Origin of the sequence: Burkholderia seminalis DSM 23518 (assembly GCF_902832885.1) — a bacterium.
Lineage (GTDB): Bacteria > Pseudomonadota > Gammaproteobacteria > Burkholderiales > Burkholderiaceae > Burkholderia > Burkholderia seminalis.
The window spans coordinates 1-13442 of the sequence record NZ_CADFDK010000027.1 but is presented as its reverse complement, the minus strand read 5'-3'; the positions used below and the strand labels follow the sequence as shown (position 1 = coordinate 13442).

Genomic DNA, 13442 nt, shown 5'->3' with positions numbered 1-13442 from the left:
CGCGGCGATAGTCTGCCTCGCCGGACCGACGGAGAGCCGATCGAGCCGCCCGACAATTCTTGACTGTGTCCGCATCGTCGAACTGGTAGCATGCGCGTCACATCGGCATGGAAGCGGATACGCGACACTCGATCGTTCCCTTTTATGTCCCACGACCGGCTAACCTCGCCAACGCACCCTCGGCGACTTGGTGTCTCAGACGGCACCCAGCCCCGTAGAACCCCGCAACACCCCGGCGTCGCCCCGCGCGACCCGTTGCAGTAACCGTTGGAGTGGCGCGCCCCGCGCCTGCAAGCATGAAAAATTCGAACCCGCCCACCCGCCCTGCCCCGCGGCGCGACAAAGACCGCACGCCGCTCGTCCGCGCCGGCGCGTGGCTGCTGATGGTCGGCCTGCTGTACCTGCTGTGGCCGTCCGCCGAAACCGCGTACCTCGCGATGGAGTCGATGATCCGCTGACGCACACGCCCGGCCGCGCACTACGCTATACTTGCGCGATGGAAACCCAACCCGCCTCGCCGATCGTGCATTGCTGGTGGCGCGCCTGACCCAGGCGGCCCGTTTCCTTTTGCATGTCCCAAACGTGATGCCGCCAGCCATGGCGGCATTTGCGTTTCCGCACCGCACCGACATCATGGCTGGCGCCTTCGACAACCCGGAGCCAACGACGACCATGACGCAACCCACCCGCCCGACCATCCTCACCGGCGACCGCACGACCGGCCCGCTGCATCTCGGCCACTACGTCGGCTCGTTGCGCGCGCGCGTGCAGATGCAGCACGAAGCGAAGCAATTCCTGCTGCTCGCCGATACGCAGGCGCTGACCGACAACATGGGCCGCCGCCAGCGCGTCACCGAGAACGTGATCGAGGTCGCGCTCGACTACCTCGCCGTCGGTATCGACCCTGCGGTCTCGACGATCGTCGTGCAGTCGCAGGTGCCCGAACTCGCCGAGCTGTCGCAATACCTGCTCAACCTCGTCACGGTCGCGCGCCTCGAACGCAATCCGACCATCAAGGAAGAGATCCGCCTGCGCGGGTTCGAGCGCGACATCCCCGCCGGTTTCCTGACCTACCCGGTGAGCCAGGCAGCCGACATCACCGCGTTCAAGGCGACGCACGTGCCGGTCGGCGACGATCAGTTGCCGATGATCGAACAGACCAACGAACTCGTGCGCCGCTTCAACGCGACCGTCGAGCAGCCGGTGCTGGTCGAATGCGAGGCCGTGCTGTCGTCGGTCACGCGGCTGCCGGGCATCGACGGCAAGGCTAAGATGAGCAAGTCGCTCGGCAATGCGATCACGCTCGGCTCGACGCCGGACGAGATCGCGCAGGCCGTGAAGGACATGTACACCGATCCGAACCACCTGCGCGTGAGCGATCCCGGCCAGGTCGAGGGCAACGTCGTGTTCACGTTCCTCGATGCGTTCGAGCCGGACGTCGCGAAGGTCGACGAACTGAAGGCCCACTATCGCCGCGGCGGCCTCGGCGACAGCGTCGTCAAGCGCGTGCTGAACGAGCGGCTGCAGGCGTTGATCGAGCCGATCCGCGCGCGCCGCCGCGAGTTCGAGGCCGACAAGGCCGAGGTGATGGCGACGCTGAAGCGCGGCACGCTGCACGCACGGGAAGTGGCGGGCGCAACGATCGCGGAGGTGAAGCGCGCGATGGGACTCACGTATTTCGATTGAGCAGCGCCGTCACGGCCGCTCGCGCGCCGGCACCGCCGCATGACACACGGCCTCGACCCGGTTGCCGGCCGGATCGACCAGAAAGGCCGCGTAGTAGTCGCCGTGGTAGTGCGGCCGCAATCCGGGGTCGCCGTCGGACTGGCCGCCCGTGGCAAGGCCAGCCTCGAAGAACGCATGCACCTGCTCGCGGGACGCGGCCTTGAAACACCAGTGCCGCTTGCTCGTCCCGATTTCGGCGGGATCCAGATACACCGCCAGAAAAGTCGATGCAGGGTCGTTCGCGCTGCAACGTTCGCCATAGCCGAGCGCATTGGGCCGGTCATAGACCTTGGTCGCGCCCAGCGCAGTCATGACGGCATCGTAGAAGGGGCGTGCCAGGTCGATGTCCGGAACGCCGATCGACACGTGATCAAGCAGTTGCATGGTGTAGGCTCCATTGAACGAGCACGAGTCTACACAACCCCTCCCGGTCGGACCGATCAACCTTACCGACAACTACACTACCGACCACGCTCCCTACGTGATCTGATACGTCGACGCCGGCACGAACTCCTCCGGCATCGGCCGATCCCCGAGTTCCAGCACCGACCGCTCGATCGTGCGCGTGATCGCGTCGAGCGCGAGCGCATTCGGCGCAAGGCCGAACGGTTCGGCCACTTCGTTCGCGATCGCTTCGAGCGCGATCAGCGTGTAGGCAATGAACACGCAGATCAGCGGCGTGAAGAACTCCGTCGAATCGACGAGCCCGAACGGCAGCAGCACGCAATACGCATAGACGGTGCGATGCAGCAGCACGCTGTATGAAAACGGGATCGGCGTCGACAGGATGCGCTCGCAACCGCCCACCGACTTGCCGAGCTCGTCGAGTTGCGTCTCGAACATCCAGCAGGTCGTGCCGCTGCCGGGCGCGGGGCCCAGCGCACGAACGATGCCGCCGCGCAGTTCGTCGAGGATCGCGACCGGCTTGTAGCATTTGCCGCCGAGCGCGGCCGTGCGCTCCGCCCCGAGAATGCGCAGCAGGTCCGCGGTCGGGTCGGTATGACGCAATTGATGCTTCAGCGCATACGCAAGCGCGATCAGCAGGTCGGCAAGCCGGTTGCGCTCGGCGTCGCTCACGCCGTCGGGCAGGTAGCGATGCAGTTGCGACGTCACGGCGCGCGCGGCGATCAGCAGGTTGCCCCACAGATGCCGCGCCTCCTTGAAACGCTCGAAGCTCGCGTTGTTGCGAAACCCGAGGAAGATCGCGAGCGCGAGCCCGAACAGCGTAAACGGCGCGGTGTTGAGCGGAATCTTCTCGCCGAAGATGCGCCCGTTCGTGAAGACCGCCAGCGTGCTGACGATCGCCATGAACACGAGCTGCGGAATGATCGATTGGAGCACGGAGCCGTTCCATACGAACAGCATCCTGAGCCAGTTCTGTCGTGGTCGGACGATCATGATGTTTTCTCGACTGCCAAAGGAATACGCAACCCGTTGCGCCCGCACCCGATGCGCAGCGGCCCGCGCATGGCGGGCCGCTTTCCGTCGGATGCCGTGCCGGGCGCCGCGCTGCGCGTGATGATACGCGCACGCCGCGCCCCGTCACCTCGCATGCCGCTCAGTGATAACCGATGTCGCCCTCGCGCACCTTGCCGCGGAACACGCGGTATTGCATCGCGTTGTACACGAGGATGATCGGCAGCACGATCACGGTGCCGACGAGCGCGAACAGCTGGCTCGAATGGCTCGACGACGCGTCCCAGATCGTCAGCGACGGCGGCACGATGTTCGGCCAGATGCTGATCACGAGCCCCGTGTAGCCGAGGAACACGAGCGCGAGCGTCAGCAGGAACGGCGTGGCCTCGTGCGCACGCTTCACCGTGTGGAAGATGCCCCACACGCATGCGACGACGAGAACCGGCACCGGCAGGAACCAGACGAGGTTGCCGCTGCCGAACCAGCGGTGCGCGACGGCCGGCAGCCCGATCACGGTCCACAGGCTCACCACGCCCATCACGGCGAGCAGCACGCCCGCGAGCGGCTTCATCAGCAGCCGCATCTTGCGCTGCAGCTCGCCGTCGACCTTCAGGATCAGCCAGCCGCAGCCGAGCGTCGCATACGTGACGAGCACGCCGATCCCGCACAGCAGGCTGAACGGCGACAGCCAGTCGAACGGCCCGCCCGCGAACTGGTTGTTCTCGATCTTGATGCCCTGCAGCAGCGAACCGAGCACGATCCCCTGGCAGAACGCGGCGAGCGCCGAGCCGCCGATGAACGCGAGATCCCACATGTGCTGCGTGCGGGTGGCCTTCGCGCGCAGCTCGAACGCCGCGCCCCGGAAAATCAGGCCGACCAGCATCAGCACCAGCGGCAGGTAGTTCGCCGGCAGCAGCGTCGAATACACGACCGGGAACGCGCCATAGAGGCCCGCGCCGCCGAGCACGAGGAACGTCTCGTTGCCGTCCCACACCGGCGCGACGGTGTCGAGCATCACCTGGCGCTCGGCCTTCGCGTCGAAGAACGGAAACAGCAGGCCGATCCCGAGATCGAAACCGTCCAGCATCACGTAGATGAATACGCCGAGGCCGATGATCGCGGCCCACACGACAGGAAGATCGATGTGCATGGCTTACTCCGCTTCGGTGACGTTCAGCGGCGTGGACAGCGCGCTCTTGCGCAGCCCCGGATGCCGGTGCAGCTCGATGTACCCGGCCTGGGCCGCCGGCCCGCGCCTCATCAGTTTCATCATGTAGTAGATACCTGTTCCGAATACCAGGAAATACACGACCACGAAGACCAGCAGCGACACGCCGACCTGCTGAGCGTTGAGCGGGGAGACCGAGTCGATGGTGCGTAGTACGCCATAGACGGTCCACGGCTGCCGCCCGACCTCGGTCGTGATCCAGCCGGCCAGCAGCGCGACGATGCCGGAAGGCCCCATGCAGACCACGAACCACTGGAACCAGCGCGTTTCATAGAGGCGCCCGCCCTTTCTCAGCAGCAACCCGAGCAGCGCGGTGAGCAGCATCAGCATCCCGAGACCGGCCATGATCCGGAACGTCCAGAAGATGATCGGCGAATACGGGCGGTCCTGCGGCGGGAATTCCTTCAGCCCGCGAATCTCGCCGTCCCAGCTGTGCGTGAGGATCAGGCTGCCGAGGTGCGGCACCTGGATCGCATAGCGCGTGGTTTCGGCCTGCATGTCGGGCAGCCCGACGAGGTTCAGCGCCGTGCCGCCCTTCTCGGTTTCCCACAGCCCTTCGATCGCCGCGATCTTCGCCGGCTGGTATTCACGCGTGTTCAGCCCGTGCGCGTCGCCGACGACGATCTGGATCGGCGCGAGCACCAGCAGCATCCACAGCGCCATCGAGAAGCTGCGCTTCACCGGCTCGTCGCGACGGCCCTTCAGCAGGTGCCACGCGCCGCACGCGGCGACGATGAAACCCGCGACGATGAACGCCGCGATCGTCATGTGCACGAGACGGTACGGGAACGACGGGTTGAAGACGATCTTGAACCAGTCGACCGGCACGACCAGGCCGTTTTCGATCTTGTAGCCCTGCGGCGTCTGCATGAAGCTGTTCGACGCGAGGATCCAGAACGTCGAGATCAGCGTGCCGACCGCGACCATCAGCGTCGCGAAGAAATGCGCACGCGGGCTGACGCGCTGCCAGCCGAACAGCATCACGCCGAGGAAGCCGGCCTCGAGGAAGAACGCAGTCAGCACTTCATACGTGAGCAGCGGCCCCGTGATGTTGCCCGCGACGCGCGAAAAGCCGGCCCAGTTGGTGCCGAACTCGTACGCCATCACGACGCCGGAGACCACGCCCATCCCGAAGCCGATCGCGAAGATCTTCGACCAGAACTGGAACATGGATTTGTAGGCGGCGTCGCCGGTGACGAGATAACGCCATTCCAGCACCGCCAGGAAGCTCGCCATGCCGATGCTGATCGCGGGAAACACGATGTGGAACGACACCGTGAATGCGAATTGCAATCGGGCGAGATGGAATGCATCGAAGATTTCCATGACCGTAATTTGCTCGTGGTTGTGAGGACGTACGCCCGAAGCAGGAAATCGCGCGACGGCTTGGCGACTACACATGCGAACGTCAACGGACCCTCGCACGGCATCGAAGCGTGAGTGACGATATCGCGTTTGCCACGATACTCGCAATCACTCGAACGTGCGCTGAAACTGTGCTGCTTCCGTCGCCGAAGATGTGTGCACGGAAAACACATTTCGTGCCTGCGGGATGGTCAGCTGTACTGCTTTCCGCGTGGCGGCGCTGTGTCTCCGGCGCGCTGTTCACTCCACTTAACATGTTATGCAACGCCTGCCCGGCGCGGTAGTGCGCCGCCCCCGGCGCCCGCCCGGCAGCACCGATTCCGTCGTCCGGCGTACACGCCGGCCGATCCGACTGGAGAAACCCCGCATGGCGTCCCGCCCCCCCCATCGACGATCCGACCGGCAGCACCGCGTGTCAGGTGACGCGCCATCGTGCCGGCGAAACGCGCGACACCGTCGATCGCGTCGTCGACGAAACGCCGGTTGCACTCGTGTTCAACGGCATCTCGCACACGGTCATGATGGCGACGCCGATCGACCTCGATGCGTTCGGCCTCGGCTTCGCGCTGAGCGAAGGCATCGTCGAGCGTGCGTCGGACGTCTTCGACATCGAAAGCGAATGCCGCCCCGGCAGCGCCGAGGTGCGGCTCACCGTGTCGCAGCAGGCGTTCATGGCGCTGAAGGCGCACCGGCGCGCGCTGGCCGGCCGCACCGGTTGCGGCGTCTGCGGGATCGAAAGCATCGCGCAGCTCGACCTGCACCCGCCGCGCATCGCGGCCGCCGGCGCGGCTGCCGGCATCGGCGCCGACGCGATTGCACGCGCCGCGCGCACGCTGCCGGCCCACCAGACGCTGATGCGCGAGACGGGCGGCATCCACGCGGCCGCGTGGTGCGACCGCGACGGCGCCGTGCGCGCCGTGTTCGAGGACGTCGGCCGCCACAACGCGCTCGACAAGCTGATCGGGCATCTCGCGCGGCGCCGCGCCGACCTTGGCGCGGGCTTCGTGTTCCTGTCGAGCCGCGCGAGCTACGAGCTGGTACGCAAGGCCGCGCGGGTCGGCATCCCGATGATCGCGACGATCTCGGCGCCGACGTCGCTGGCGATCGACGTCGCTCGCGAAGCCGGCGTGCGCCTGCTCGGCTTCTGCCGCAACGACGGCTTCGTCGAATACGTGTCGCCCGACGCCGTTCACCCCGATCAACCGGCGCTTGCGCCCGCGCACCCGGCCCACTCGTCATGAAACACCTGTTCGATTTCGATACCGCGCAGCAGCAATTCGCCGGCGCATTTGCGCCGCTTGCGGCGAGCGCCTCGCTGCCGGTCGCCGAAGCGGCCGGCCATGTGCTGGCCGCGCCGCTGACCGCCGTGCTCGACCAGCCGCCGGCCGACCAGAGCGCGATGGACGGTTATGCCGTGCGTCACGCGGACGTCTCGCCTGGCGAGCCGCTGCGCGTCGCGCAACGCTGCTATGCGGGCGACACGCCGATGCCGCTGGCCGCCCGCACGGCTGCGCGCGTCTTCACCGGCAGCCTGATCCCGCCCGGCGCCGACACCGTCCTGATGCAGGAGCACGCGCACGAACGGGACGGCTGGGTCGCGTTCGATGCCCCGCCGCGCAGCGGATCGCACATCCGCCGCCGGGGCGAGGAAGTGCGTACCGGCGACCTGCTCGTGCCGGCCGGCGTGCGGCTGGGCGCGATGCACGTCGGCGTGGCGGCCGCACAAGGTTTCGCGCGCATCGATGTGCGCCCGGCGCTGCGCGTCGGCATCCTGACGACCGGCGACGAACTCGTCGCATGCGGCCAGCCGCGCGCGCCGCAGCAGATCTACAACAGCAATGCGCCGATGCTCGCCGCACTCGTGTCGGGCACCGGTGCCCGCGTCGCGATGAACGTGCATGCGGCCGATACGGCGGCGGCCGTCGATCGTGCGCTGCGCGACCTGCATGCGGGTTGCGACCTGGTGATCTGCGTCGGCGGCGCATCGGTCGGCGACAAGGATCTGCTGCGCCCCGCACTGACCGCGCTCGACGCATCGTTCATCGTCACCGGTGTGCGGATGAAGCCCGGCAAGCCGGTCGCGCTCGCGCGGCTCGACACGCGGCCCGTGGTGCTGCTGCCCGGCAATCCGGGGGCTGCCATGACCGCGTTCGCGCTGTTCGTCGCGCCGCTGATCCGCTGCCTGCAGGGGCGCGACGCGCGCCTGCCGGCCGTGCCGGCGCTGCCGATCGACACGGACTTCGAGCCGGATGCGCAGCGCGAACGCTTCGTACGGGTGCGCTGCACGGTCGGTGCCGCTGGCGCGCCCGTGCTCGATACGCTGCGCCAGCAAGGCGCCGGCACGCTGCAGTCGCTCGTGCAGGCGAGCGGGCTCGCACGGCTGCCGGCCGGGCGGGCCATCGCGCGCGGCGACGCGGTACCGTATTACGAATTCGAGCAGTGGCTCGCATGAGCGCGATGCCCATCACGCGCCCGATGCGACCCATGCGCCGCGCCGGCCGCACGGCGAACTGTATTCCTGCAATTCGGGCGCGATTGTGCCTCTGCCGGCCCAACCCGGCGGACTATGCTCACGCTGAGGCTCGTCACGACCTGTGCGCCGACACGTCGGTACACGCACGGCCGACCGGCGACGCCCCTCCGCTTACTTCATGCAGGCCGACGAACCGATCGTGAACGCCATCGTTTCAGCCGCGCCGGCCGCCGCCGCATCATCCGGCGGCGCAGCGCCCGGCGCCTTTCCCCGCCCGTCCGACACGCTCGGACGCCCGCTGCGCGACCTGCGCCTGTCCGTGATCGACCAATGCAACTTCCGCTGCGGCTACTGCATGCCGCGCGAAAGCTTCGGTTCGGACTATGCGTTCATGCCGTCGTCCGAGCGCCTGTCGTTCGCGCAACTGGAAAAGATCGCACGCGCGTTCACGTCGCTCGGCGTCGAGAAGATCCGCATCACGGGTGGCGAGCCGCTGCTGCGCCGCAACCTCGAGGCACTGATCGAACGGCTCGCCGCGCTGACGACCGTCGACGGCAATCCCGTCGAAATCGCGCTGACGACCAACGGCTCGCTGCTCGCCGCGAAGGCACGCGCGCTGCGCGACGCCGGATTGTCGCGCGTGACCGTGAGCCTCGACGCGCTCGACGACGCCGTATTCCGCCGGATGAGCGACGCCGACGTGCCCGTGTCGCGCGTGCTGGCCGGCATCGAAGCCGCGCATGCTGCCGGGCTCGCGCCGGTCAAGGTCAACGCGGTGATCGAGCGCGGCGTGAACGACGACCAGATCCTGCCGCTCGTGCGCCACTTCCGGCAGTCGGGCGTGGCCGTGCGCTTCATCGAATACATGGACGTCGGCGGCGCGAGCTTCTGGTCCGGCGACAAGGTCGTGCCGGCCGCGCGCATGCGCGAACTGATCGAACAACACTATCCGCTCGTGCTCGTCGGCGAACCGGGGCACGACGCGACCGCGATCCGTTGCGCGCACATCGACGGTGCGGGCGAAGTCGGCTTCATCGCGAGCGTGTCGCATCCGTTCTGCGGCACCTGCTCGCGCGCCCGCGTGTCCGCCGACGGGCAGCTCTATACGTGCCTGTTCGCGACGCAGGGCACCGACCTGCGGCCGTGGCTCGACGATGCGGCATCGACCGCCGACCTCGCGGCCGCCGTGCGCGATCGCTGGACGCGGCGCGACGACCGCTATTCCGAGCACCGGGCCGCGCGGCCGGCCCGCGCGCCGGGCAAGACCTATCCGACCGTGCGCATGTCGCTCGTCGGCGGCTGACGGGCCGCCGCGCGATACAGGATGCGCCGCCCACTGGAGAACCTGTCATGACGACCTTCACCGAATCCCGCGCCGGGCTGCCGGACGATCCGCTGCCAGCCGGCAGCGCCCCGCCGCCCGCCGACGCGACCGATCCGCCTCCCGAACCGGCGCCCGCCATTGCCGCCGGCTTCGAAGTACGCGTGCAGCATGCGCCGATCGACGCGGGCGCGGAGCTTGCACCGATCGTTCGCAATCCGAATGTCGGGGCGGTCGTGAATTTTCTCGGGGTCGTGCGCAAGGAAGGCGACGTCGACGACGTCGTCGCGCTGGAAGTCGAGCACTACCCGACGATGACCGAGCAGGCACTGTGGAGCATCGTCGAGGAGGCCACGGCACGCTGGCGGCTCGAAGCGGTCAGGATCGTGCACCGCGTCGGCCGCATTCCGCTCGGCCAGCCGGTCGTGCTGGTCGTCGTGGCCGCCGCGCATCGCGCATCCGCGTTCGACGCGTGCGAATTCCTGATGGATTTCCTGAAAACCCACGCACCGTTCTGGAAGAAGGAGATCCGGCACGACGGCGAATCCGGCTGGGTCGAGGCGAAGGCCCACGACGACCACGCGATGCGGCGCTGGGGCTGACCGCGTCCGCTTCGCGCTTTCCGATTCCGCCGCTCCTGCTCGAGACATCGCAATGAAACTGAAGATCAAATATTTCGCAAGCATTCGCGAACAACTGGCGCTCGACGAGGAAACCGTCGAGATCGATGCGCGCGAACTCACCGTCGACGCGCTGCGCGGCACGCTGGCCGCGCGCGACGCGCGCAGCGCGGACGCACTGCGGATGGACCGCCCCGTGCGGGCCGCCGTGAACCTCGAAATGGTGACCGGGGAATTCGTCGTGCGGGAGGATAGCGAGGTCGCGTTCTTTCCGCCGGTGACGGGTGGGTGAGCTCACCACGCACGCCGCCCGTTTCGACGGCGATCCTCGACCGTCCTGGCCCGGAACGCGTTGTACACCGACGGGGCGGTCGATCGTGACGGTCGCCACGCCGCGCGCCTCGCGATACAGGATGTCCTCGTCGCTCATCGGGCAGCCTCCAGCACTGTCAGCGCCGCGTCGAGCGCGTCCAGCCCCTCGTTCAGCTCCGTGCGCGAGATGACCAGCGGCGGCGTCACGATCACCACGTTGTAGCGCCCGTACGCGTGGACGCCGCGCTTCAGCAGCTCGCCATAGAACGCCCGCATCGGCGCCGATCCCGCCGGGTGGTGCCACTCGACGAGCGGCTCGCGCGTGTCCCGGTCGCGCACCAGCTCGATGCCGAACTGGGCGCCCATGCCCCGCACGTCCCCGATCGACGGATGACGGTCTGCGAGATCGCCGAGACCGTCGCGCAACCAGCCTTCGATCTCGCGCGCCCGGTCGAACAAACCCTCTTCCAGATAGACCTTCAGCGCGGCGAGCCCGCCGGCGACCGCCAGCACGTGGCCCGCGTGCGTGTGGCCCACGTCGAAGAGTTCGGTATCGAAGTGGCGGGCCACGCCTTCGCGCACCAGGACACCGCCGAGGGGTGTATACGAAGAGCTGGCCCCCTTGGCGAACGAAATCAGGTCCGGCAATACGCCGACACGCTCGGCGCAGAACAATGCCCCCGTGCGCCCGAAGCCCGTCATGATCTCGTCGAAGATCAGCAGGATGCCGTGCCGGTCGCACAGGTTGCGAACGCCTTCGAGGTAGCCCGGTGGGTAGACGACCACACCGCTGGACCCGGTCATCGGCTCCATCAGGATCGCGGCGACGTTTTGCGCGCCTTCGTGCGACAGGACGCGCGCAAGGTGATCGAGGGCACGGCGCGTCTCCTCGACCGGATCCGACGTGTAAAAGGGGCTGCGGTACGGATACGGTGCAAAGAACTTCACCATGCCCGGGAGCGCCGGGAAAGGATCGCGCCAGCGGTCCACGCCCGTCATCGCGCTCGCGCCGATGGTGCTGCCGTGATACGACCGATGGGCAGTCAGCACCTTGGGCCTGCCTGTCACCAGCCGGGCGATCTTCACCGCGTCATCGTTCGCCTCGCCTCCGCCGCACGTGAAATGCACACGCAGTCCTTCCGGCCACGGCGAAACACTGTTCAGGAGTCCAGCGTATTCGGCACGCACGTCGTTGAAGTAGCTGGATGCGACCCAGCACATGCGCTCGGCCTGTGCCTGGATCGCCTGGACGACCTTCGGATGGCCATGGCCCAACGACACCGCGACATAACCGCTGGTGAGGTCCAGATAGCGCTTGCCGTTCGCATCGTGGAAGTAGCATCCCTGCGCATGCGTGATGACCGGCGGGTTGAGTCCGCCCTGGACCGCCCAGGGAACGAGCACCTTTCGAAACGACGGCGCGAGCGCGCGATCCGACTCGCCGTGAATGCGTAGATCCATGTTGACTCCGGAAATGTCATGGCTCACTATTTCTGAGCCTCGTGATGTGAGGCTGATAGATTAAGCACGCATTTCACGCACAACAAATCAAACGTTTCGACACTGAGCCTTAATTTAACTGAGTCATGGCACGACAACTTCCGCCCCTGCTCTCCGTGCGTGCATTCGAGGCGGCGGCGCGCCATGGCGGCTTCGCCCGGGCGGGTGAAGAGCTATGCGTCACGTCCGGTGCGGTAGGGCATCAGGTACGGCTGCTGGAGGAATGGCTGGGAACGCCGCTGTTCATGCGCGGCGCCCGGTCCGTCCAGTTGACGGACATCGGACGGCGGTACTTCCTGGAAATCGAGCGCTTGATGGACGAGCTCGAACGCGCGTCGCTCGGCATCCGCCAGGCCGCGGACGCCCCGGAGGTGACGGTCACCGCGATGCCATCGTTCGTGACCCGCTGGCTGATGCCGCGCCTGGGTGAGTTCAGGCGGCTGCATCCCGACATCGAGGTGCGCTTGCTGGCCTCGGTGCCCGCCGTCGACTTCAGCCGCGAGCGGGTGGACGTGGCGATCCGGCTGGGCTCGGGCCCCTATCCGGGGCTCGTCGCGGAAAAACTGATGTCGGAGACGTTCCTGGCGGTCGGTCAACCTCTGGTGTGCCGGGCGTTGCACACCGTGGACGATATCTTGCGGGCAACCTTGCTGCATGACGAATACGAGGCCCGCATTCCGGAGCAGGTGGACTGGGTGCGCTGGTGCCGCATGCAGAACGTACACGCGAGCGCGACCCGTTTGCGACAGGGCCCGAGCTTCTCGCACACCTATCTCACGCTCGATGCCGCGATCGCGGGCCAAGGCGTGGCGGTGGCGTCGGACGTCCTCGCCGCCGATGCGGTCAGGCAGGGGCTGTTGGCCATGGCGCCGGGCAAGCCGGTACAGGGACCCTACAGCTACCACCTGCTGACGACACGCGCGGCAACCGCACGGCCGCCAGTCGACGCCTTCTGCAGTTGGCTGCGATCGGCCGCACGGTCGTTTTCGGAAGCCGGCTGGGCTTGAACGACGCGAATCGCCGCGCGGCGGATACCGACGCCCGCGTTCCACCTCGCCCGCCCGTTCACCGCATGCACGCGGCGGCCAGCTTCCCGACCGCGATCACCGCCTGCTCGATCTCCGGCGACCACGGGCTGCTGTAGTTCAAGCGGATGAAGTTCCGGTAGTTGTCGGTGATCGAGAACATGTAGCCGGGGCCGATCGTGATCCCCTGCTCCAGCGCGAGCTGGTACAGCCGCATCGCGTCGACCTGCGCGGGCAGCTCGACCCACAGCACGTACCCGCCCGCCGGGCTCGAGATGCGCGTGCCCTCCGGAAAGAACCGCGACACCATCGCCCGCATCAGGTTCGCCTGCTGCGCATACGCCTTGCGCAAGCGCCGCAGGTGATGCTCGTAGCCGTCGCGTTCGAGAAACTCCGCGATCGCCAGTTGCGGCAGCGACGGCGTCGCGAGCGTGTTCAGGAACTTCAGCTTCTCGAC

The 13442-nt window shown here is 67.4% G+C and carries 14 protein-coding genes; 8 read left to right on the top strand and 6 right to left on the bottom strand.

Going from position 1 to position 13442, the window contains the following annotated elements; translation table 11 throughout:
* The first annotated feature begins 296 nt into the window (after positions 1–296).
* Both HWX00_RS35830 and trpS read left to right on the top strand, forming a co-directional pair.
* A complete protein-coding gene (locus HWX00_RS35830; RefSeq protein WP_175028498.1) occupies positions 297–458 on the top strand; it encodes a hypothetical protein in 162 nt (53 codons plus the stop codon).
* Between the two features lie 214 nt (positions 459–672).
* Positions 673–1686 carry a tryptophan--tRNA ligase gene (gene trpS, locus HWX00_RS35825; protein ID WP_175028497.1) on the top strand — a complete coding sequence of 338 codons (1014 nt, stop codon included), beginning with the start codon at positions 673–675 and terminating at the stop codon, positions 1684–1686.
* Between the two features lie 9 nt (positions 1687–1695).
* Here trpS and HWX00_RS35820 read toward each other — a convergent pair whose 3' ends face one another.
* From HWX00_RS35820 to HWX00_RS35805, 4 genes are all read right to left on the bottom strand, one after another.
* Positions 1696–2109: a VOC family protein gene (locus tag HWX00_RS35820; protein WP_049031105.1), complete on the bottom strand. Its 414-nt coding sequence runs from the start codon at positions 2107–2109 to the stop codon at positions 1696–1698.
* Between the two features lie 93 nt (positions 2110–2202).
* Complete coding sequence (locus HWX00_RS35815; protein ID WP_034190501.1) at positions 2203–3123, bottom strand: bestrophin family protein; 921 nt, start codon at positions 3121–3123, stop codon at positions 2203–2205.
* A 160-nt stretch (positions 3124–3283) separates the two neighbouring features.
* A complete protein-coding gene (cydB, locus tag HWX00_RS35810) occupies positions 3284–4291 on the bottom strand; it encodes a cytochrome d ubiquinol oxidase subunit II (RefSeq protein ID WP_059561279.1) in 1008 nt (335 codons plus the stop codon).
* Between the two features lie 3 nt (positions 4292–4294).
* A complete protein-coding gene (locus tag HWX00_RS35805; RefSeq protein WP_175028496.1) occupies positions 4295–5695 on the bottom strand; it encodes a cytochrome ubiquinol oxidase subunit I in 1401 nt (466 codons plus the stop codon).
* A gap of 425 nt (positions 5696–6120) precedes the next feature.
* On the opposite strand from HWX00_RS35805, the gene fdhD reads away from it, so the two are divergent.
* The 5 genes from fdhD (at position 6121) to moaD (ending at position 10440) form a co-directional block, all read left to right on the top strand.
* Positions 6121–6975, top strand: a complete 855-nt coding sequence (fdhD, locus tag HWX00_RS35800; protein WP_175028504.1) for a formate dehydrogenase accessory sulfurtransferase FdhD — start codon at positions 6121–6123, stop codon at positions 6973–6975.
* A complete protein-coding gene (locus HWX00_RS35795) occupies positions 6972–8186 on the top strand; it encodes a molybdopterin molybdotransferase MoeA (RefSeq protein WP_175028495.1) in 1215 nt (404 codons plus the stop codon). Before fdhD ends, HWX00_RS35795 begins: the two co-directional genes overlap by 4 nt.
* Positions 8187–8385: 199 nt before the next feature.
* Positions 8386–9510 carry a GTP 3',8-cyclase MoaA gene (gene moaA, locus HWX00_RS35790; RefSeq protein ID WP_175028494.1) on the top strand — a complete coding sequence of 375 codons (1125 nt, stop codon included), beginning with the start codon at positions 8386–8388 and terminating at the stop codon, positions 9508–9510.
* 47 nt (positions 9511–9557) lie between these two features.
* Positions 9558–10130, top strand: a complete 573-nt coding sequence (locus HWX00_RS35785) for a molybdenum cofactor biosynthesis protein MoaE (RefSeq protein ID WP_034190507.1) — start codon at positions 9558–9560, stop codon at positions 10128–10130.
* A gap of 52 nt (positions 10131–10182) precedes the next feature.
* Positions 10183–10440 (top strand): molybdopterin converting factor subunit 1, encoded by a 258-nt coding sequence (gene moaD, locus HWX00_RS35780; protein WP_034190508.1) that lies wholly within the window; start codon positions 10183–10185, stop codon positions 10438–10440.
* Between the two features lie 134 nt (positions 10441–10574).
* Here moaD and HWX00_RS35775 read toward each other — a convergent pair whose 3' ends face one another.
* Positions 10575–11921 carry an aminotransferase class III-fold pyridoxal phosphate-dependent enzyme gene (locus HWX00_RS35775; protein WP_175028493.1) on the bottom strand — a complete coding sequence of 449 codons (1347 nt, stop codon included), beginning with the start codon at positions 11919–11921 and terminating at the stop codon, positions 10575–10577.
* A 125-nt stretch (positions 11922–12046) separates the two neighbouring features.
* Between HWX00_RS35775 and gcvA the strand changes: the two genes are divergently transcribed.
* Positions 12047–12967 (top strand): transcriptional regulator GcvA, encoded by a 921-nt coding sequence (gene gcvA, locus HWX00_RS35770; RefSeq protein ID WP_034190509.1) that lies wholly within the window; start codon positions 12047–12049, stop codon positions 12965–12967.
* A gap of 58 nt (positions 12968–13025) precedes the next feature.
* On the opposite strand, the gene HWX00_RS35765 is transcribed toward gcvA, so the two are convergent.
* The coding region (locus HWX00_RS35765; protein ID WP_175868190.1) for an aminotransferase class I/II-fold pyridoxal phosphate-dependent enzyme at positions 13026–13442 on the bottom strand (417 nt) is incomplete at its 5' end.

What these genes read in the sequence shown, in the direction of transcription:
- HWX00_RS35830 (WP_175028498.1), top strand. Translation starts at nt 297, where the DNA reads ATGAAAAATTCGAACCCGCCCACCCGCCCTGCCCCGCGGCGCGACAAA.
- trpS (WP_175028497.1), top strand. Translation starts at nt 673, where the DNA reads ATGACGCAACCCACCCGCCCGACCATCCTCACCGGCGACCGCACGACC.
- HWX00_RS35820 (WP_049031105.1), bottom strand. Translation starts at nt 2,109, where the DNA reads ATGCAACTGCTTGATCACGTGTCGATCGGCGTTCCGGACATCGACCTG.
- HWX00_RS35815 (WP_034190501.1), bottom strand. Translation starts at nt 3,123, where the DNA reads ATGATCGTCCGACCACGACAGAACTGGCTCAGGATGCTGTTCGTATGG.
- cydB (WP_059561279.1), bottom strand. Translation starts at nt 4,291, where the DNA reads ATGCACATCGATCTTCCTGTCGTGTGGGCCGCGATCATCGGCCTCGGC.
- HWX00_RS35805 (WP_175028496.1), bottom strand. Translation starts at nt 5,695, where the DNA reads ATGGAAATCTTCGATGCATTCCATCTCGCCCGATTGCAATTCGCATTC.
- HWX00_RS35795 (WP_175028495.1), top strand. Translation starts at nt 6,972, where the DNA reads ATGAAACACCTGTTCGATTTCGATACCGCGCAGCAGCAATTCGCCGGC.
- moaA (WP_175028494.1), top strand. Translation starts at nt 8,386, where the DNA reads ATGCAGGCCGACGAACCGATCGTGAACGCCATCGTTTCAGCCGCGCCG.
- HWX00_RS35785 (WP_034190507.1), top strand. Translation starts at nt 9,558, where the DNA reads ATGACGACCTTCACCGAATCCCGCGCCGGGCTGCCGGACGATCCGCTG.
- moaD (WP_034190508.1), top strand. Translation starts at nt 10,183, where the DNA reads ATGAAACTGAAGATCAAATATTTCGCAAGCATTCGCGAACAACTGGCG.
- HWX00_RS35775 (WP_175028493.1), bottom strand. Translation starts at nt 11,921, where the DNA reads ATGGATCTACGCATTCACGGCGAGTCGGATCGCGCGCTCGCGCCGTCG.
- gcvA (WP_034190509.1), top strand. Translation starts at nt 12,047, where the DNA reads ATGGCACGACAACTTCCGCCCCTGCTCTCCGTGCGTGCATTCGAGGCG.